Below are 18,990 nucleotides of genomic sequence, written 5' to 3' on the forward strand. Positions count from 1 at the left end.
TCCATCACACAGGTGTCGGCACACCTGTGTCGACCGAGGGACAGCATGGGCAGACCCACCCGGCTCGGGGACGAGGACAGCGCCGACTACGGACGCGCACTCGACGAGGTGATCGCCTCCCCGGAGATCCAACGCCTGCTCGAACGCTCGGGAGTACCCGGCGGCCGGCTGCGCGTCCGGGGCCTGGCGGCCGTGGCACGCACGACGCCCGCGGCAGACGCCGAGTACCTGCGCTACGCGGCCCTGCGGCGGCGCGCCCGGGGCGGACGGCAGAACGCCGGAGGCTCGCCGCTCTCCGGACCGGGCGATCAGGAGCGGCCGGGGGCCGGGGTGCTGGCAGTCCTCGGGGTGCTGACGCCGGTGCTCGCCGCCGTGGCCGCGGCGACGTTCCTGCTGCTGGGCTACGGTCTGCGACTCGCCGGGGCGCTGCCTTCCCTGGCGGGCACCCTCGTCGGCGTGGGCTGGTTCAGTCTGGTGGTCGCGGCGGTCACGGCCCTGGTCAGCGCCGTCGCCCTGTACCGCACGGCGGCGAAGCAGTCGGCCGACGGCGCGGCGACCGTGCCCGACCGGTTCCCCGCCGTCGACGACGCCCGTGAGACGTGGCTCGCGGCGCTGCGCGACCGGGGGATCAGGCCGTTCCTCCTCCAGGAGCTGGCCGGCGCGGCGACGCCCACGCCGGGTGCGGGCGAGGGCCTCGGCTCCCGTTTCAGCTCACCGGCGTTCGCGGGGCCCGACTTCTCCGGTCCGGGGTTCGAGGGCTCAGCGCCGCCCGCGCCCCGGCCGCCCCGACCAGAGCGGCCATGACCCGGGTGTCCTCGCCCATCTCCGGGTGCCACTGCACACCGAGCACCAGGCTCCCGTGCCCGGGGAGTTCCAGGGCCTCCACGGTCCCGTCGGGTGCGTGTGCGGAGGCCACCAGGCCGCCGCCGAGCCGGTCGACCGCCTGGTGGTGGTAGGAGGGCACCACGGCGGTCTCCGGGACGGCGTCCGCGTACGCGGTGCCGGGCACGGGGGTCACCGGGTGGCTGCCGAAGACGCCGGGGCCGCCGGTGTGGTCGTCCAGGTGCTGGTGCAGGGTGCCGCCGAGGGCGACGTTCAGCAGCTGCATGCCCCGGCAGATGCCGAGCAGCGGGACCTCCCGTTCGATCGCGGCCCGGATCAACGCCAGCTCCCAGACGTCGCGTTCGCGGGCCGGGGGGCCGGTACGGGGATCGGCGACCGCGCCGTAGCGCGCCGGTTCGACGTCCGCTCCCCCGGCGATCACCAGCCCGTCGAGGGCGGCGACGGTGTCCCGGGCCGCGTCCCGCGCGTCATCGGGCGGCAGCAGCACGGCGAGCCCGCCCGCCGCCCGGACGAGGCGGGGATAGCCGGCGGGCAGCAGCACCGCGGGCATCTCCCACACCCCCCAGCGGGCCGGGTCCTGGTAGGTGCTGATACCGATGACGGGCCGGGACATGGGACGTGCTCCTCGTTGGATCGGTGGGGGCCGGATGGAAGGGGTGCGGGGCTCAGTCGCGGGCGAGTTCGGCCTCGGCCGCGGCCAGGGCGGCGAACTCCTCCTCCGGGGCCCCCGCGACCAGCCGGTGACGGCTGTAGAGGGCGAAGTAGGCCAGCGCCACCGCGTACACGCCCAGCGCGATGAACGCCGCGTCGCGGTCCACCAGGAAGGTCGCCACCAGCGCCGAGCATGCCAGAACGAAGGCCACGGACGAGGTGAGCGCGCCGCCGGGGGTGCGGTAGGGGCGGGGCAGCTCCGGTTCGCGGCGGCGCAGCACCAGGTGGGAGAGGGCCATGAGGGCGTAGCTGATCGTGGCGCCGAAGACGGCGACGTTCAGCATCCGGCCGCCGTCCCCGCTCCAGGCGGCGAGCGTGAACCCGATGATTCCGGGAATCAGGAGGCCGAGGTAGGGGGACTTGCGGCGGTTGGTCAGCGAGAGGAAGCGCGGCAGGTAGCCGGCCCGGGAGAGGGCGAACAGCTGGCGGGATCCGGCGAAGATCAGGGAGAAGAAGGAGGCCACCAGTCCGGCGAGGCCCGCGTAGTTCACGAAGCGGCTCAGGGCGGTCGGCTCACCGGTGCCCTGCAGGGCCACCACGAGCGGGTTCCCGGCCTCCTTGATGGCGTCGGCCCCCTGGGCGCCGGTGGCGGAGATGAAGGTGATGACGGCCAGGAGGACCAGCACGGCCAGGGAGATGGCCAGGGCCTTGGGCATCGAGCGGACCGGGTCCTTGGCCTCCTCGGCGGCGAGCGGCACGCCCTCCACGCCGAGGAAGAACCACATGCCGAACGGGAAGGCCGCCCAGATCCCGAGGAGTCCGAACGGCAGCCAGGAGGAGGAGCCGAAGGCGGAGGGGTCCGCCGGGATGTCGTTGAGGCGGCCCGCGTCGAACTCGGTGAACGCGCCGACGGCGAAGATCAGCAGCGCGGCCACCGCGATGGCGGTCACCACCAGGCTGAAGCGGAGCGCCTCGCCGACCCCCCAGAGGTGGATGCCGATGAAGATCGCGAAGCAGGCGAGGTAGACGGGCCAGCCGGAGGTGAGGCCGAACAGGCCGAGCGATTCGACGTAGTCGCCGATGAACAGCGCGATCGCGGTGGGCGCGAGGATGTACTCGATGAGGATGGCCGTGCCGGTGAGGAAGCCGCCCCAGGTGCCGAGCGCCCGCCGGGCGAAGCCGTAGCCGCCGCCCGCCGTGGGCAGGATGGCGGAGAGTTCGGCCAGCGCGAAGACCAGACACGCGTACATGACGCCCATCAGGACCATGGCGACGGCGAGTCCGCCGAAGCCGCCCTTGGACAGGCCGATGTTCCAGCCGGAGAAGTCGCCGGAGACGACGTAGGCGACGCCGAGCCCGGTCAGCAGGAGCCAGCCGGCACTGCCCCGGCGCAGGGTCCTGCGGTGCAGATACGCGTCCGTGCCGGACACCCCCGGGCTCGCGTCACCGGGTGGTCCGGCGGGTGTTTCGGTTCCCTGAGCCATGAGGCGCTCCAGATGTGTGTCGACTTCATCGTTGGAACTGCGTCGATCAAAGGTCCGTCGGCACACCTTTGTGGAACGCCGGGGGAATCGCAAGGGGCGTGCGTTGAAGAGTGGTCAAGGATTCGGATCGTGGTTACGGATTCGCCTCCGCGCCGGACACCCACCGGGGGACGCCCTGTCGATCAGGCCGGCTCAGGCGAGGAAGCCGCGCAGCAGGGCCGCCGTGCCTCCGCAGTGCTCGCGCATCATCTCGCGGGCCGCTTCCGCGTCCCGGTCGAGCACCGCCTCGACGACGGCCGCGTGCTGCTGCTGGGAGTGCTCCAGGTTGCGCACCAGCAGCGGGATGCAGTCGAGCAGTTCGTTGAGGGTGGCCCGGACCGCGGCGTACTGCGCGGCGAGCGTGCGGGAGCCGGAGAGTTCGGCGAGCGTGAGGTGGAGCAGGGTGTCCTGGCGGCGATAGTCCTCCAGCCTGGCGCCCCGTGTCGCGTCGAGCACGGCCCGCAGCCTGGCCCCGCCGTGCGCCGGGAGCCCTTCGGCGCACAGGCCCGCCGCTCCGGCCTCCAGCACCTCGCGGAAGCGCAGGGTGTCCTCCACGTCGACGGCGGCGATGCGGCGGCGCAGTTCGCCATCGCTGTCGGGGGCCGCGGTGCGCGGCAGGACGAACGTTCCTCCGTAGCGGCCCCGGCGGCTCTCGACCATGTTCTGGTCCTGGAGCACCTTGAGGACCTCACGCAGCGTCACCCGGCTGATCCTCAGGTGCTGGGACAACTCGCGTTCGGAGGGCAGCCGTTCGCCCGGCGGAACCAGCCCCAGTCGCAGCAGCTGGAGGAGCTGCTCCAGCGCCTCCTCGAAGCCGTTGCCCGCACGGACGGGCCGCAGCACGGAGGCCGGCGGGCCGATCACGGCGTCACCTCCGACACCCCCGGCGGCGTCGACCGCCGCCGCGGGCACCACCTCCGTCGCGGCCACCGCCGCTACCGCCGAACGGGTGTCGTCCGCTCTTCTCCTGGTGGCCACTGACCGATCCCCTTCCCAAGCAATGGTTCCCTGTCATACCTTAAGCCTCCCGGTTCACCCAAGGAGGCATCCCGTGGCAGACCGCACACCCCCGCTCGGCGTCGACGAGCTCCGATCACGGGTCGCGGACGGGTCGATGGACACCGTGGTGCTGGCCTTCCCGGACATGCAGGGCAGGCTCCAGGGGAAGCGGTTCGCGGCCGGGTTCTTCCTCGACGAGGTGCTGGAGCACGGCACCGAGGGCTGCAACTACCTCCTGGCCGTGGACACCGAGATGCGAACCGTCGACGGCTACGCGATGTCCTCGTGGGAGAACGGCTACGGCGACTTCGGCATGGTCCCCGATCCCGCCACCCTGCGCCCCGTCCCCTGGCACGAGGGGACCGCCCTGCTGATCGCGGATCTCGCCTGGCACGACGGCAGTCCGGTGGTGGCTGCCCCGCGTCAGATCCTGCGCCGCCAGCTCGACCGGCTGGCGGAGCTCGGATACACGGCGCAGGTCGGCACGGAGCTGGAGTTCATCGTCTTCCGGGACAGCTACGAGGAGGCCTGGGACCGCGACTACCGCGGGCTGACCCCGGCCAACCAGTACAACATCGACTACTCGATCCTCGGCACCGGCCGCATCGAGCCGCTGCTGCGCCGGATCCGCAACGAGATGCAGGAGGCCGGGCTGACCGTCGAATCCGCCAAGGGCGAGTGCAGTCCCGGCCAGCACGAGATCGTCTTCCGCTACGACGAGGCGCTCACCACCTGCGACCAGCACGCCGTCTACAAGACGGGCGCCAAGGAGATCGCGGCCCAGGAGGGCGTCTCGCTGACGTTCATGGCCAAGTACGACGAGCGCGAGGGCAACTCCTGCCACATCCACCTCTCGCTGACCGACGCGGACGGCGCGAACATGATGGCGGGCGAGGGCGAGGGCGGCATGTCCGAGCTGATGCGGCACTTCCTGGCCGGGCAGCTCGCAGCCCTGCGGGACTTCTCCCTCCTCTACGCGCCCACCATCAACTCCTACAAACGCTTCCAGCCCGGCTCCTTCGCCCCCACCGCCGTCGCCTGGGGCGTCGACAACCGCACCTGCGCCCTGCGGGTCGTCGGCCACGGGCGGTCGATGCGCTTCGAGAACCGGCTGCCCGGCGGCGACGTCAACCCGCACCTGGCCGTCGCCGGTCTTGTCGCCGCCGGACTGTACGGGGTCGAGCACGGGCTGGAGCTGCCCGAGGCCTGTACGGGTAACGCCTACACCGGGGACTACGACCAGGTGCCGACCACCCTGCGCGAGGCCGCCGAGCTGTGGGAGGCCAGCCCCATCGCCAAGGAGGCGTTCGGCGAGGAGGTCGTCGCCCACTATCTGAACATGGCCCGCGTCGAACTGACCGCGTACGACTCCGCGGTGACCGACTGGGAACTGCGCCGCTCCTTCGAACGCCTCTGACCACCACTTCCCGAACGAGGTCCGTACGTGTCCCGACCCACCCTGGACGTCCTCGACCCGGCGACCGCCGAGGTCATCGCCACCGTCCCGGCGGCCTCCGCCACCGATGTGGACGCCGCCGTCACCCGTGCCGCCGCCGCCCAGCGGCGCTGGGCGGCCGCCGCGCCCGCCGACCGGGCGCGGCTGCTGCGCCGCTTCGCCGTCGTCGTCGACGGACACATCGAGGAACTGGCCCGCTTGGAGGTCCGCGAGGCCGGACACACCATCGGCAACGCCCGGTGGGAGGCCGGCAACGTACGGGATCTCCTCGACTACAGCGCGGGCGGCGCCGAACGGCTCCTGGGCCGGCAGATCCCGGTGGCGGGCGGCATCGACTTCACGATCCTGGAGCCGCTGGGCGTCGTCGGGGTCATCGCCCCGTGGAACTTCCCGATGCCGATCGCCGCCTGGGGTCTCGCCCCGGCCCTCGCGGCAGGCAACGCCGTCCTGCTCAAGCCCGCCGAGACGACACCGCTGACCGCCCTCCGGCTGGCCGAACTCGCCCTGGAGGCCGGGCTTCCCGAGGGGCTCTTCCAGGTGCTGCCCGGCGAGGGGCCGGTGGCCGGGAGCACCCTGGTCGAGCACCCGGGTGTCGCGAAGATCGTGTTCACCGGCTCCACCCGGACCGGCAAGCACATCATGACCCGCTGCGCGGAGCGCGTGAAGCGGCTCACCCTGGAGCTGGGCGGCAAGAGCCCCAACATCGTCTTCGCCGACGCCGATGTGGAGGCCGCCGCGGCGGCCGCGCCGATGTCCTTCCTGGACAACGCCGGTCAGGACTGCTGCGCCCGCACCCGGATCCTGGTCGAGCGGTCCGTGTACGACCGCTTCCTCGCTTCGCTCGTCCCGGCCGTGGCCGCCGTCGTGGTGGGCGACCCGGCCGACGAGAAGACGCAGATGGGGCCCCTGATCTCGGCCGTCCAGCGGGAACGCGTCCGGGAGCTCGTCGACGGTGGCCGGGGAGCCGACGGCGGCCGGACCATCCTCGGAACGGCCCCCGAGGGTCCCGGGTTCTGGTACCCGCCGACCGTCCTCGCCGGGGTCTCGCCCGAGGCGCCGGTGGCAGTCGAGGAGGTCTTCGGGCCCGTCGCCGTGGTCCTGGCGTTCGAGGACGAGCAGGACGCGCTGCGCCTCGCCAACGCCACCGACTACGGACTCGCCGGCTCGGTCTGGACCCGGGACGTCGGCCGCGCGCTGCGCGTGAGCCAGGGGCTGCGGGCCGGCAACCTCTCCGTCAACTCGCACGCCGGCGTGCGCTATGCGACCCCCTTCGGCGGCTACAAGCAGTCGGGTCTTGGCCGCGAGCTCGGCCCCGACGCGCTGGCCGCCTTCACCGAAACCAAGAACGTCTTCATCAGCACGGAGGCCTGAGCACCATGACCGACACTTCTTCCGTCTGCCGCCGCCTGGTAGGCCGCACCGCCGTCGTCACCGGAGCCGGCAGCGGGATCGGCCTGGCCACCGTCCGGCGGCTGGCCGCCGAGGGTGCGCACGTCGTCTGCGCCGATGTCGACGAGGAGAGCGGCAAGGCGGCCGCCGAGGAGGCGGGCGGGCTCTTCGTCCGTACCGACGTCACCGACGCCGACCAGGTGGACGCCCTCTTCAAGGCCGCGTTCGACACCTACGGCTCGGTCGACATCGCGTTCAACAACGCGGGGATCTCCCCGCCGGACGACGACTCCATCCTGGACACCGGCCTGGAGGCCTGGCGTCGGGTGCAGGAGGTCAACCTGACCTCCGTGTACCTCTGCTGCAAGGCGGCGATCCCTTATATGCGCGAGCAGGGCAAGGGCTCCATCATCAACACGGCCTCCTTCGTGGCCCGGATGGGCGCGGCCACCTCGCAGATCTCGTACACCGCGTCCAAGGGCGGGGTCCTGGCGATGTCGCGCGAGCTGGGGGTGCAGTTCGCGCGCGACGGCATCCGGGTCAACGCCCTGTGCCCCGGCCCGGTCAACACCCCACTGCTCCAGGAGCTGTTCGCCAAGGACCCGGAGCGGGCCGCCCGGCGTCTGGTGCACATCCCGGTCGGTCGGTTCGCCGAGCCGACCGAGATCGCCGCCGCCGTCGCGTTCCTCGCGAGCGACGACTCCTCGTTCGTGAACGCCACGGACTTCCTGGTCGACGGCGGGATCGCCGGAGCGTACGTCACCCCGGTCTGATCCGGAGAGTGCCGGCCGTCCCTGCGGTCTGCCGACGGCACCGGCGGCCGGACGTTCACGGACGTCCGGCCGCCCGGTCGCGGCCCCCGGTCGCCGTTCAGCCCGCGGTGGCGGCCGGATCACCCCGCAGACGCCGGGCGCGGAGCACCAGGAGCATCTCGAAGCGCTGATCGGGTTCGTCGATGGCGTCACCCCACAGCTCACGGATCTGCCGCAGCCGGTAGCGGGCCGTCTGGGGGTGGATGCCGAGGCGGGCGGCCACCTCCGGGGCGCCGCCGGGGGTCTCGATCCAGGCGAGCAGCGTCTCGGCCAGGCGCCGGGCCTGGGTCGGGCTGAGGCCCTCCAGCGGGGCGAGGCAGCGGCGGGCGGACGCGTCGATCAGCTCCTGGGCGGGGAGCAGCAGCAGTTCCTCCGTCCGCTCGGTGCAGTACAGCACCTCGCCCTGCGGCAGCAGACCCTTCTTGATCAGCTGGACCGCGGTCTCCGCCCACCGCAGCGAGGTCGCCGCGGCCGCCAGCGGGACCGCCGGGCCGATCGCCCCGGACCAGCCGGCCGTGGCGCGCCGCAGGGTCTCCGCACGGCCCGCCGTGTCCGGGTCCGGGATGACGATGCGTGGCTGCTCGCTCTCCATCTCCAGCAGAATGCCCTGCCCGACCGCCGGGGCCACGGCCTCGCGGGCCGGGCGCATGAGCACACCCACGGCGATCGTCTCCGGGAGCTCCCAGCCGATGCGGGCGGCCCGCTCGGACAGGGCCACCGACACATCGCCCCGGTGTTCCACCAGGAGGAGCTCGATCAGCTGGCGCTGGAGGCGGAGCCGTTCGCTGGCGCGCCGGGCCGCCGCTTCGGCGTAGCCCCGTACCGACTGTTCCACGAGCCCGTCCAGATACTCGAATCCCGATTCGGCCAGCTCGTACATGGCGGGCGCGGGGATGTCGACCTGCTGGCCGATCTCGGCGAGCCTGCGCCAGGTGAGCCGGACCCCGAGGCGGTAGATGGCCTGGAGCGCGTCGAGGCTGCGGCCCTCAAGGCCCTCGCCGCGCCCGAACTCCTGGAACATCTCCGGCGGCACCCGGGGGTGGGCGCCGGCGGTGAGGTTGTGGACGAAGCCTTCGATGGCGCGGCGGATGCCGACGAGGGCCAGCGGCTCCCCGGACTCGTCCTCGACCAGCTGCAGATAGGGATATTCCTGGCGAATCTGGTACAGGATCATCTGAGCGAGTTCGGGGGCCTCGGACCGGGCGATCGCCTCGAAACGGTCGAGCTTCGACCGGGGAACGTCCTGCCAGGCCGGGCGGGTCACGGAACCGCCGGGGCGGTGTCATAGCTGATCAGGGGCGTATTGGGCTGGTCGGGAGTGGCGTCGAGCAGTGCCACGACACCGACCGCCGCACCAACGGCGAGTGTGGCGGCCACCAGAACGGTGACTGCGGCGGCGATGAGTCTGCGCATGGTCGGGTCAGCTCCTTGCTGGAGGCGATCCCCACCCCGTCAGCCGGGCCCCTCCGGCTGGGACACAGTGTCGACAGCACATTGACATTCCGTCAAGGGCTTGCTTACTGTTCACGCCAATCAAGGGCTGACCGGCCCGGGCCCGTGCACCTCCGCGAAGAGATTCGACCCAGGAGTGCCCGGATGCGCCACAACGCTTCACCCCTGTCGCTTGTCCTGTTGGGGGCAGGGGTTTTCCTGCTCGTCCTCGCGCCGCTGCTCGTCTGGTACGTCCAGCCGCATGCCAAGCGCACCCCCATCGACATCGACACCACCACCGTCTTCACCGGGACGGGCAGCTATTTCGACACGTCCGAGGTGGAGACGGTCGAGGGCGGAACGATCACGATCACGCGCCAGGTGCGCGGTGACGTGGCCGACAGTGAGAAGAGCGGCAACGCCGTGTGGGACGTCTCCACCTCGGTCGACCACCAGGACACCCTGCCCGCCTCGGACCCCCGTGACGCCCTCCAGTGGACGCTGGAGCGCTGGGTGACCGACCGGGTCACGAACGAGCCGGTCCACTGCTGCGAGGAATCCCCGACGTTCGACGGGGAGGCCTATCTGAAGTTCCCCTTCGACGTCGAGAAGCGTTCCTACCGCTGGTGGGACAGCACGCTCGGCGGGGTCGTGCGGCTCTCCTACGCCGGTGAGCAGGAGGTTCAGGGCTACTCCGGCCTGCTCTTCAAGGGTGAGGTCGAGCCCACCAGGACCGGGGTGCGCCAGGTGCCCGGGCTGCTCGTGGGGAAGAAGAAGATCCCCCAGGTGCTGGCCGAGGAGTGGTATTCCAACAGCGGCATCGAGCTGGTGGTCGACCGGCGGACCGGGCGGATCATGAACGCGGCGATCGGCCCGAGGAAGACGCTGCGGGCCCCGGGCTCCGAGAAGGACGCCGTCGTGCTCCTGGAGAGCAGGCGGGTGGAGTTCACCGAGGAGACCCAGCTCAAGCAGGTCGAGCTGGCATCGGCGGACAGCGACCGGCTGGCGATGCTCGGCACGACCGCGCCGGCCGGGGCGGCGGGGCTGGGCGGTGTGCTCGCCGTGGCGGGCGTCGTGCTCGTCGTCCGGGGCCGCCGGACGGAGCCGGAAGCGCCGAATACTCACATGATGACGATTCCGCACACCTGAGTTACCGGCAAGTTGTTGCACCGGTGAGTAGCCGGGCGCGTACCCGTGCCGAAAACTGTCTATCCCCACCAGAGCACGGCCCCCCGGTCTCGTCCCGTCCGTCCTTCTCCTCTTCACTTCCTCATCACGTTCATCACTCTCATCACCCTCATCACGTTCATCACCCAGTCCCTCTCTTCTCCCTCATCACCCTCTTCTCGATCCCTCGCCCCGCAGCCGGGTTCCCCGGCCCGGCGCGCCCCCGTCCCGGCCCCCCGGTACGTCCCCGCTCCAAGCGGCCCTCGCACCGAGGGCCGCACCCCCGTCCCCGCCCCCCGAGCCGAGTTGGAGCACCCATGCCCCAGCACGTCCCTCCCCCACTGCTTGACGCCGTCGCGCGTCCGGGTCAGGGCCCGGCGCCCGCAACGATCCCCGCGACCCCCCGACGCATCGTCTTCCTCGCCCATCGCGACCTGGGCAATCCGGCCGCCGGCGGCTCCGAGCTGCTGGTCGACCAGCTCGCCCTGGGCCTCACCGAGCAGGGCCACGACGTCACGCTGCTGTGCGGCGGACCGGCCGCCCGCCGGCCCTACCGGGTCGTCTCGGCAGGCTCCGCCCTGGGGCACTACGTCGGCGCGCGGTCCGCCTTCGCCCGGCGGATCGGCACCTGCGACCTGCTCGTCGAGGTCTGCAACGGCATGCCGTACCTGGCCCCGCTGTGGCACCGAGGACCCACGGTCTGCCTGGTCAACCACGTGCACACCGATCTGTGGGACATGCGCTTCCCGACGCCGGTGGCCCGTGCCGGGCGCAAGCTCGAACACTGGGCCCTGTCCCGGGCCTACCGCGACCACCTGATGATCGCGGTGTCCCCGTCCACGGCGGGCGCCCTGCGCGAACTGGGCGTGCCCGACCGGCGGATCCGGGTGGTGCACAACGGCGTCCAGGAGCCGAGCCCGCAGGGCACGCGGTCCGCCACACCGTTGTTCGTGGCGCTGGGCCGGCTCGTCGACTACAAGCGCATCGATCTGCTGCTCCAGCTCTGGGAGCGGGTCCGGCCGGTCACCGGCGGTCGGCTCGTCATCGTCGGTGACGGCCCCGAGCGGGCCCGGCTGGAACAACTCGCCGGTCCTGGAGTGGAGTTCGCCGGTCATGTGACCGAGGCGGAGAAGCACCGGCTGCTCTGCGCCGCGTGGATGCTGCTGCACCCGGCGGCCGTGGAGGGGTGGGGTCTCGTCGTCACGGAGGCCGCGGCCCGGTCCACCCCGACCCTGGGCTTCGACGTGCCGGGGCTGCGCGACTCCGTCGAGGACGGTGTCACCGGGATCCTCGCCCCGGGCGCGTCGTCCTTCGCCGCCTCCTGGTGCGCGCTCGCGCTGGACGACGAGCGGCGCGAGGCGATGGGCAGGGCGGCCCGCGAACGGGCCGCCGACTACCGGTGGGCCGCCAGCGTGCGCCGGTTCGCCGCGGTCGCCGCCGAGGCGACCGCCGGTGCGAGCGCCGGGTCCGCGAGCGGCCCGAGCGCCCCGGTGATCGGCGCGAGCGCGTGAAGGACCCCTCGTTCCGGCGGTCGGCCGCCCTGTTCCGCGCCTTCCTGCGCGAACAGGGCGACCCCGCCACGGCGTACACCCTGCTGGCCCGTGACGCGGCCGACCAGGTCGAGCGGCACGGGCCGCTCCGCGACAAGGTCGTCGTGGACATCGGCGGCGGCGACGGCTACTTCACCCGCGAGTTCCGGCGACGCGGCGCGCACAGCTACCTCTTCGAACCGGATCCGACCGAGATCGGCCCCGGGCAGCGCGCGGACACCGTCGTCGCCGACGGCTATCTGCTGCCGCTCGCCGACGGCGCGGCCGACGTCTGCTTCTCCTCCAACGTGCTGGAGCACGTCGCCGACCCGCACACCTTCCTCAGCGAGATGGCGCGGGTGACCCGCCCCGGCGGCCTCATCTACGTCTCGTACACCAACTGGCTCTCCCCGTGGGGCGGCCATGAGTGGGCGCCCTGGCACTACTTCGGCGCCGACCGCGCCCGGAGCCGCTACGAGCGGCGCACCGGTGGCCCGGCCAAGCACCGGCTCGGCGAGAACCTCTTCAAGATCGGCGTCGGGGAGACCCTGAGCCACGTCCGGAGCCGCTCCGACGTGGCCGTCGTCTCAGCACGCTCGCGCTACTGGCCCGTCCTTCCCCAGCTCGTGCCGCGCATCCCCGTACTGCGGGAATTCGCCACCTGGAACCTCCTCCTCATCCTCCGGCGGTGTTCATGACCAGCGCTGTCCACCCACCCCGGTCCACGGTCCCGGAGGGCGCGGGTCCCGCGCCGTCCGGTCCCGCCGACGGACCGCCCACGCCCCGCTCACGGCGCTGGCTGCTGGGCTTCTGGGCCGCCGTGTTCGCGGCCTTCCTCGCGGTGTCGCCCGGCCGGATGACGTTCGACACCAAGCTCGGCGTCGTCGCGGACCCCTGGCGCTTCCTGGGAGACCTGGGCGAGCTGTGGCACAGCCGGGCCGGGTTCGGCGGGATCGCCGACCAGTACGTCGGCTACGCCATCCCGATGCTGCCGTACTACGGGGCCGCCGACCTGCTGCACCTACCGGTCTGGCTCGCGGAGCGGCTGTGGCTGTCGCTGATCGTGGCGACCGCCTTCTGGGGTGCGCTCCGGCTGGCGGAGCGGCTGGCCGTGGGTTCCCCGGCCACCCGGCTGCCGGCCGCGGTCGCGTACGCGCTGTGGCCGACGTACACCATCGTCGTGGGCTCGACCTCGGCGGCGGCCCTGCCGGGCGCCCTGCTGCCGTGGGTGCTGCTGCCGCTGACGGACCCGCGCCTCTCACCGAGGATCGCGGCGGCCCGGTCCGCGCTGCTGATCCCGCTGATGGGCGGCGTCAACGCCGCGTCCACGCTGGCCTCGCTGCTGCCGGTGGGGCTGTACCTGCTGTCCCGTCCCGGTGGGCCGCGCAAGCGCGCCCTGCTGGCCTGGTGGATTCCGGGCGTGATCCTGGCGACCGCCTGGTGGATCGTTCCGCTGCTGCTGCTGGGGATCTACGGCGAGAACTTCATGCCGTACGTGGAGTCCTCGTACACCACCACGACGACCATGTCGGCGACCGAGGTGCTGCGCGGGGGCGGTAACTGGGTCGGCTATCTGAACTTCGGCGAGGCCTGGCTGCCCGCCGGCTGGACCGTCGCCACCGCGACCGTCACCATCCTGGGCTCGGCGCTCGCCGCCGCCCTGGGCCTGGCGGGTCTGGCGCGCCGTGATCTGCCCGAGCGCCGCTGGCTGGTGCTGACCGTGCTGAGCGTCGCGCTCATCACGCTCGCCGGCTACGGCGGTGCGCTGGGCGGGCTGTTCCACGGGACCGTGCAGGACTGGCTGGACGGCTGGCTGGTGCCGTTCCGCAATATCTACAAGTTCCAGACGGGTCTGGCGCTGGCCCTGGCCCTGGGTCTCGCGCACCTCACGGCGGTGGCCTCCGTCGCCGCGGCGGCGCGGGGCGGCGGCAGCGCGGTGCGCGCCCGCCGGCTCGTGCCGGTGATCGCCGCCGCGCTCGTGCTGCCGGGTCTCGCCTGGCCGTACGTCAACGGCTCGATCCTCCAGACGGGTTCGTTCCAGCAGCTGCCCGCGTACTGGGAGACGACCGGGAGCTGGCTGAAGAAGAACTCGGCCGACGACCGCGCCCTGGTGGTCCCCGCGACCGCGCACGGCATCTACACCTGGGGTTCCCCGATCGACCAGCCGCTGGACGTGCTGGCGAACTCGCCCTGGGCGCAACGGGATTACGTGCCGTTCGGCACGCCGGGCAACCGGCGGGCGATGGACGCCGTCGAGCAGGCGCTGACCACCGGCGGCCAGGTGCCAGGGCTGAGCGAGTACCTCAACCGGGCGGGGCTGCACTATGTGGTGGTCCGCAACGACCTGGATCCCGACCAGTTGGGGTACGTCCCCACGGCCACGGTGAAGCGCACCCTGGAGGCGTCCGGGTACCGGCGCGTGACCGGTTTCGGTCCCGTGATGACCGGCGGCCGGATCGCGGCGGACACCCCCGTGCAAGTCGAGGGCCTCTATCCGCGGCAGCGGGCCGTGGAGATCTACGAACCGCCCGCCGGGACCGAGCGTCCGGGGCGGGCGACCACGGCCCCGGTGGCCTCGACGGCCGTCGTGAGCGGCGGGCCCGAGTCCCTGCTGCCGCTGTCGGCGAGCGGCGCGCTGCACGGCCGGCCGGCCGTGCTGGCCGGCGACGCGCACCCGGGTCTGGGACGCCCGTCGCTGTACGCGGCGGGCGACGGGCTACGGCGCGCCGACACCCGGTTCGGTCTGGTCAACTCCAACACCTCGTACACGTACACCGCTGATGAGCGCAACGCGGTGGAGGCCACGCAGGACCCGGACCGGAGCCCCCGGCAGATCCTGCCGACCTCGGGCGCGGAGCACCAGACGACGGCCGTGCTGCGGGGCGCCAAGAAGGTCAGCGCCTCGTCGGTGGGGAACTGGCTGTTCCATCTTCCGCAGTACGACCCGGTCAACGCCTTCGACGGCAACCCGGACACCGGCTGGGCGGAGGGGTCCCCGGGCTCTCCCGAGGACGAGTGGGTGCGGATCGACTTCACCACTCCGACGGAGCTTCCGGGCTCGCTCCAGGTGACGCCGCTGCCCAGCGCCAACGTGCGGGCCGCGCCGACCGTCGTCCGGGTCGAGACCGAGCGGGGCTTCAAGGACAGCCCGCTGAAGACGGACGGATCGGCGCAGCCGGTGGCCGCGCCCGCCGGGCAGGCTTCCTGGCTGAAGGTGACGATCCTGGAGTCCCAGCAGGGGCGTCCCGGGCTCACCGGCGCCGGCTTCACCGACATCGCGATCCCCGGGGTGCAGGTGACCCGGATGCTGGAGCTGCCCTCCGACGCGCCGCGCGAGGGCGCGGACTCCACTCTCTACTCGCTGCGGCGGGGCAGCGACCCGGGCGGTCTGTCGTCGGTGGCGGCCGAGGTCGGCCTGCACCGGCAGTTCACCGCCCAGGAGGCGGGCGCGTACAAGGTGTCCGCGAGCGCGGTGCCGGTGCCCGGCGAGGCCCTGGACAAGCTGCTCTTCGAGCTGACGGGCGAGCGGGACAAGATCGACGTGAGCGCCGACTCCACGGCGCGGCTGGGCACCAGCCTCACTCCGCGCAATCTGACCGACGGCGATCTGACCACGGCGTGGATCGCGGGCGAACGCCCCGTACTGCATCTGTCCTGGCCGGAGAAGAAGGAGGTCGGGGAGATCGTCTTCGCGGCGGCCGGCGGCCTGTCCACCCGCCCCGAGCAGGTGCAGATCAGCTCCCCCGACGGCACCGCGGTGGCCTCGGTGGACGAGAACGGCATGGCGCGCTTCTCGCCCATCAGGACCGACCGGATGGACATCACCATCTCGCGTCAGGCGCCGCTGACCGTTCACAACCCGGTCGCCGGCGACCAGTTGCAGCTGCCGGTGGGGCTGAGCGAGGTCTACGTCCCGGCCCTGGAGGAGTACCGCTCGCCGCAGCCCAAGCCGGACAAGACCTTCAGCCTGGCCTGCGGCAAGGGCCCAGTCCTGTCCGTCGGCGGTACGTTCCTGGAGACCCGCGCCGAGGGCCTGGTGCGGGACCTGACGCAGCGCCGGCCCATCGAGGTCACGCCGTGCACCGAGGGCGGCACGGTGGAGCTGGCCGCCTCGTCCACCACCGTGGAGGCGGGTGACGCGGGACCGCTCGCCATCACGGACGTCACGCTGAGCAACGGAACCACCGAGGCCGCGGCGAGCACGCCGCGTTCGGTGGACGTCGAGCGGGGCGACGGCGACCGGCGCACGATCGCCGTCGGCGCGGGCGAGGCCTCCTACCTCCAGATCCACGAGAACCACAACAAGGGCTGGAAGGCCACCCTGGACGGCGAGGAGCTGACGCCGCTGCGGATCGACGGCTGGCAACAGGCCTGGCTGATCCCGGAGGGCGAGGGCGGCAAGGTCACCCTGGAGTACGAGCCGGCCCGGATCTACCAGGTGGGTCTGATCGGCGCCGGGGTCCTGCTCCTGGCGCTCGTGGGGCTCGCGTTCGTGCGGCGTCGGGGGGCGGAGCCGTACGCGGCCGAGGAGCAGCCCGTCGCGCCCGGTCCGGGTCTGGTCCTGGGCACGGTGGCGCTCACCCTGGTGGGGGTGGTGATCGCGGGGCCGCTCGCCCTGGCGGTGCCGGTCCTCGCCGTGCTCGCCCACTTCCGGCCGAGGCTGCTCGCGCCCGTCGCGTTCGCGGCGATGGCCGCCGCGGGTGTCGTCGCGGCGGTGGGCACCGGGGAGACCACGGCGGCGGGAGAGGGCGCGTTCGGCGCGACAGCCCAGTTCCTGGCGGTGGTCGGCCTGTTCGCCGCCCTGGTCACGGTCGGGCGCGAGCCGCTCGGCAGGCGGGCCGCCGGGGGCCGGGGCGCGGCGGGCGGCGAGGCGCCCACGGTGCCGGCGCAGGCCGCCGCCGCTTCGGGCCGGACGCTGTCCACCGACCCGAAGCGTCCGCAGGGAACTCCGCCTCCCGCGCCCGGATTCGGGTACGGATCCGGCTCGGGCGAAGGCGAAGGCGAAGGCGAAGGCGGCAGCCACGGCGACGGCCGTGGCGGTGACGGCCATGGCGGTGACGGCCATGGCGGTGACGGTCCGACGCGGCAGCCCGGCGGTCAGCAGCCGCCGCCGTCCCGTCCCGGAGGAGGCACCTGATGGCGACCACGCAGCACCCCCGGGCACGGGGCGGCATGTCCCGGCCCGGGGCCCCGGCCCGGGTGCCGTTCCCCGTGGTCGACGAGGTGGCCCGGCACTGTGCGCAGGACACCGAGCCGAACACCGTGCACATCGAGATCCATCTGCCCGGCCGGGTGGACGAGGCGCGGCTGCGCTCCGCGTTCGCCGAGGCGCTCGCCCGGCACCCCCGGGCGCTGATGCGGGAGCGCCCCCGGACCCCGTTCGCCCGGCGCTACGAGTGGGAGCTGACCGGAAGTCCCGACACGGATCCGGTCTCCTTCCCGCCGTCCGCGCCCGGGGCGCTCGCCCGGGCCCGGGCGCGGGCGCTGGACGAGGCCCCTCCGCTGACGGCGTCGCCGCCGCTGCGGCTCGCCGTGGTCGAGGAGCCGGGCGCCGCAGGGTGTGTGCTGCTCTTCACCGTGCACCACACCGCCCTCGACGGCCCGGCCTGCATGCGGCTGGCGGCGACGGCCGCCGAGGTCTACGGGGCGCACCGCACCCCGCCGGCCCCCGCACCCGCGCGGCCGACGTCCGAGCCGTCCGTCGGGGAGTCCCCGGCGGCGCCGCTGGCCCGGCCCACCCGGATCGCGGCGGGCTCGCCCGGGCCCTCGCCGGTACCGGGCAACGCCATGCTGCTGGTCGAACTGCCGGTCCCGAAGCGGGAGTCCGGCGCGCCGTACACGGTGAACGACCAGCTGATGGTGGCCACCGCGCTCACGGTGGCCGACTGGAACCGGGAGCGGGGCGGGCCGGGGGCCGACCGCCGGCCGCTGCGGATCACCATGCCGGTCGACGACCGCACCCGGGGCCCCGAGATGCCGATCGGGAACGGCACCCGGCTGGTGGAGGTCGGCTTCGCCGCGTCCGAACCGGCGCGGGGGGCCGACATCCCGGCACTGCTGCGGGCGACCGCGGAGCGCACCCGGGCGCTCAAGGCGTGCCCCCGTCCGCCGTTGGGGCGTTCCGCCTCCCTGCTGACCGCGCCGCTGCTGCCGGTGGCCGCCCGCGCCGCCCTCACCCGGGGGCTGCGGGTGCTGGCGGGGCCGTGGACCTCGACGACGCTGCTGAGCAACATCGGCCGGGTGCCGTACCCGTTGGACTTCGGGGAGGCGGGCCGGGCCACCGCCGTGTGGTTCTCCGCGCCCGCCCGGATGCCCCGGGGGCTGACGTTCACCACGGCGTCCACGGGCGGCCGGCTGCATCTGACGCTGCGCTGGTCGCGCACCCTGCTGGGCGACGAGGACGGCGTACGCCTGCGCGAGCTGTTCACCCGTCACCTGGCCTCGACGTCCTCGGAGACCGTATGACCGGCACCGCCTCTCCCCCGCCCGGGCTGCGGGACTTCTACGAGAACCCGGCCGTTCCCGTCGCCTCGGGCGACGGGCGCACCCTGCGGCAGGCCCGGCTGCTGGCCGACGCGCTGGGCGCCCCGGGGCAGGTGATCCTCGACATCGGGTGCGGCGACGGCACGGCAGCGGCCACGGCGGCCCCGGTCCTGGCCGGTCACCGGCTGATCGGCGTCGACTGGTCGCAGGACGCGCTGCGCAGGGCCCGGCCCCGGATGGGTCTCGTGGTCCGCGGCGAGCTGGAGCACGGCGGGCTGCCGCTGGCCGACGGGTGCGCGGACGCGGTGCTGTTCAGCGAGATCCTGGAGCATCTGGTCGACCCGGACCAGGCGCTGGACGAGCTGCGGCGGGTCCTGCGGCCCGGCGGCCATCTGATGCTGTCCACCCCGAACCTGGCGGCCTGGTACAACCGGGCGCTGCTGCTCGCCGGGGTGCAGCCGGTGTTCTCGGAGGTCAGTCTGCGCGGCATCCACGGCCGCCCCGGCTCCGAGGTGGTCGGGCATCTGCGGCTGTACACGGCCCGTGCGCTGCGCTCGTTCCTGGCGGCGTCCGGCTTCGACGACGTGAGGATCACGGGCGCCCCCTTCCACGGGGTGCCGCGTCCGCTGCGGCTGCTGGACCGGGCGGCGTGCGCCGTGCCCGGGGCCGCCTCCATCCTGCTGGCCCACGCGCGGCGGAGGTAGCGC

At 73.2% G+C, this 18,990-nt stretch carries 15 protein-coding genes; 10 read left to right on the plus strand and 5 right to left on the minus strand.

Annotated elements, in window-relative coordinates; genetic code table 11:
- Positions 1–45 precede the first annotated feature (45 nt).
- A complete protein-coding gene (locus tag AB0F29_RS31550) occupies positions 46–804 on the plus strand; it encodes a hypothetical protein (RefSeq protein ID WP_361879246.1) in 759 nt (252 codons plus the stop codon).
- On the opposite strand, the gene AB0F29_RS31555 is transcribed toward AB0F29_RS31550, so the two are convergent.
- The 3 genes from AB0F29_RS31555 to AB0F29_RS31565 all read right to left on the minus strand — a co-directional run bounded on the left by AB0F29_RS31555 (position 707) and on the right by AB0F29_RS31565 (position 3,881).
- The gene (locus AB0F29_RS31555; RefSeq protein ID WP_361879249.1) at positions 707–1,456 is read right to left on the minus strand and encodes a gamma-glutamyl-gamma-aminobutyrate hydrolase family protein; all 750 of its coding nucleotides are present in this window, start codon (positions 1,454–1,456) and stop codon (positions 707–709) included. The genes AB0F29_RS31550 and AB0F29_RS31555 overlap by 98 nt on opposite strands.
- Positions 1,457–1,508: 52 nt before the next feature.
- Positions 1,509–2,978 (minus strand): ethanolamine permease, encoded by a 1,470-nt coding sequence (gene eat, locus AB0F29_RS31560; protein ID WP_361879251.1) that lies wholly within the window; start codon positions 2,976–2,978, stop codon positions 1,509–1,511.
- Between the two features lie 192 nt (positions 2,979–3,170).
- Positions 3,171–3,881: an FCD domain-containing protein gene (locus AB0F29_RS31565; protein ID WP_361879482.1), complete on the minus strand. Its 711-nt coding sequence runs from the start codon at positions 3,879–3,881 to the stop codon at positions 3,171–3,173.
- Positions 3,882–4,068: 187 nt separating this feature from the next.
- Here AB0F29_RS31565 and AB0F29_RS31570 point away from each other — a divergent pair, with 187 nt between their 5' ends.
- The 3 genes from AB0F29_RS31570 to AB0F29_RS31580 are packed head-to-tail and all read left to right on the plus strand — an operon-like array spanning position 4,069 to position 7,634.
- Entirely contained in the window at positions 4,069–5,433 is a 1,365-nt protein-coding gene (locus AB0F29_RS31570) for a glutamine synthetase family protein (protein ID WP_018958032.1), read from the plus strand.
- A gap of 27 nt (positions 5,434–5,460) precedes the next feature.
- A complete protein-coding gene (locus AB0F29_RS31575; RefSeq protein ID WP_361879254.1) occupies positions 5,461–6,843 on the plus strand; it encodes an aldehyde dehydrogenase family protein in 1,383 nt (460 codons plus the stop codon).
- A 5-nt stretch (positions 6,844–6,848) separates the two neighbouring features.
- Positions 6,849–7,634: a 3-oxoacyl-ACP reductase gene (locus AB0F29_RS31580; RefSeq protein WP_018958030.1), complete on the plus strand. Its 786-nt coding sequence runs from the start codon at positions 6,849–6,851 to the stop codon at positions 7,632–7,634.
- Positions 7,635–7,731: 97 nt separating this feature from the next.
- Here the strand turns inward: AB0F29_RS31580 and AB0F29_RS31585 are convergent, their stop codons facing one another.
- Both AB0F29_RS31585 and AB0F29_RS31590 read right to left on the minus strand, forming a co-directional pair.
- Positions 7,732–8,937 (minus strand): helix-turn-helix domain-containing protein, encoded by a 1,206-nt coding sequence (locus AB0F29_RS31585; RefSeq protein ID WP_361879257.1) that lies wholly within the window; start codon positions 8,935–8,937, stop codon positions 7,732–7,734.
- Positions 8,934–9,086 carry a hypothetical protein gene (locus tag AB0F29_RS31590; protein WP_003970781.1) on the minus strand — a complete coding sequence of 51 codons (153 nt, stop codon included), beginning with the start codon at positions 9,084–9,086 and terminating at the stop codon, positions 8,934–8,936. Before AB0F29_RS31590 ends, AB0F29_RS31585 begins: the two co-directional genes overlap by 4 nt.
- A 183-nt stretch (positions 9,087–9,269) precedes the next feature.
- On the opposite strand from AB0F29_RS31590, the gene AB0F29_RS31595 reads away from it, so the two are divergent.
- The 6 genes from AB0F29_RS31595 (at position 9,270) to AB0F29_RS31620 (ending at position 18,987) form a co-directional block, all read left to right on the plus strand.
- A complete protein-coding gene (locus AB0F29_RS31595; RefSeq protein ID WP_361879260.1) occupies positions 9,270–10,253 on the plus strand; it encodes a DUF3068 domain-containing protein in 984 nt (327 codons plus the stop codon).
- 335 nt (positions 10,254–10,588) lie between these two features.
- The gene (locus tag AB0F29_RS31600; protein ID WP_361879263.1) at positions 10,589–11,782 is read left to right on the plus strand and encodes a glycosyltransferase family 4 protein; all 1,194 of its coding nucleotides are present in this window, start codon (positions 10,589–10,591) and stop codon (positions 11,780–11,782) included.
- Positions 11,779–12,498: a class I SAM-dependent methyltransferase gene (locus AB0F29_RS31605; protein ID WP_361879265.1), complete on the plus strand. Its 720-nt coding sequence runs from the start codon at positions 11,779–11,781 to the stop codon at positions 12,496–12,498. Before AB0F29_RS31600 ends, AB0F29_RS31605 begins: the two co-directional genes overlap by 4 nt.
- Positions 12,495–16,937: an alpha-(1->3)-arabinofuranosyltransferase family protein gene (locus AB0F29_RS31610; RefSeq protein WP_361879268.1), complete on the plus strand. Its 4,443-nt coding sequence runs from the start codon at positions 12,495–12,497 to the stop codon at positions 16,935–16,937. The genes AB0F29_RS31605 and AB0F29_RS31610 overlap by 4 nt, the downstream gene beginning before the upstream one ends.
- Positions 16,937–18,265, plus strand: a complete 1,329-nt coding sequence (locus tag AB0F29_RS31615) for a condensation protein (protein ID WP_361879271.1) — start codon at positions 16,937–16,939, stop codon at positions 18,263–18,265. Before AB0F29_RS31610 ends, AB0F29_RS31615 begins: the two co-directional genes overlap by 1 nt.
- Positions 18,262–18,987, plus strand: a complete 726-nt coding sequence (locus AB0F29_RS31620; RefSeq protein ID WP_361879274.1) for a class I SAM-dependent methyltransferase — start codon at positions 18,262–18,264, stop codon at positions 18,985–18,987. The genes AB0F29_RS31615 and AB0F29_RS31620 overlap by 4 nt, the downstream gene beginning before the upstream one ends.
- Positions 18,988–18,990: the final 3 nt, after the last annotated feature.

Origin of the sequence: Streptomyces sp. NPDC026589, assembly GCF_040638385.1 — a bacterium.
Taxonomy (GTDB): domain Bacteria; phylum Actinomycetota; class Actinomycetes; order Streptomycetales; family Streptomycetaceae; genus Streptomyces.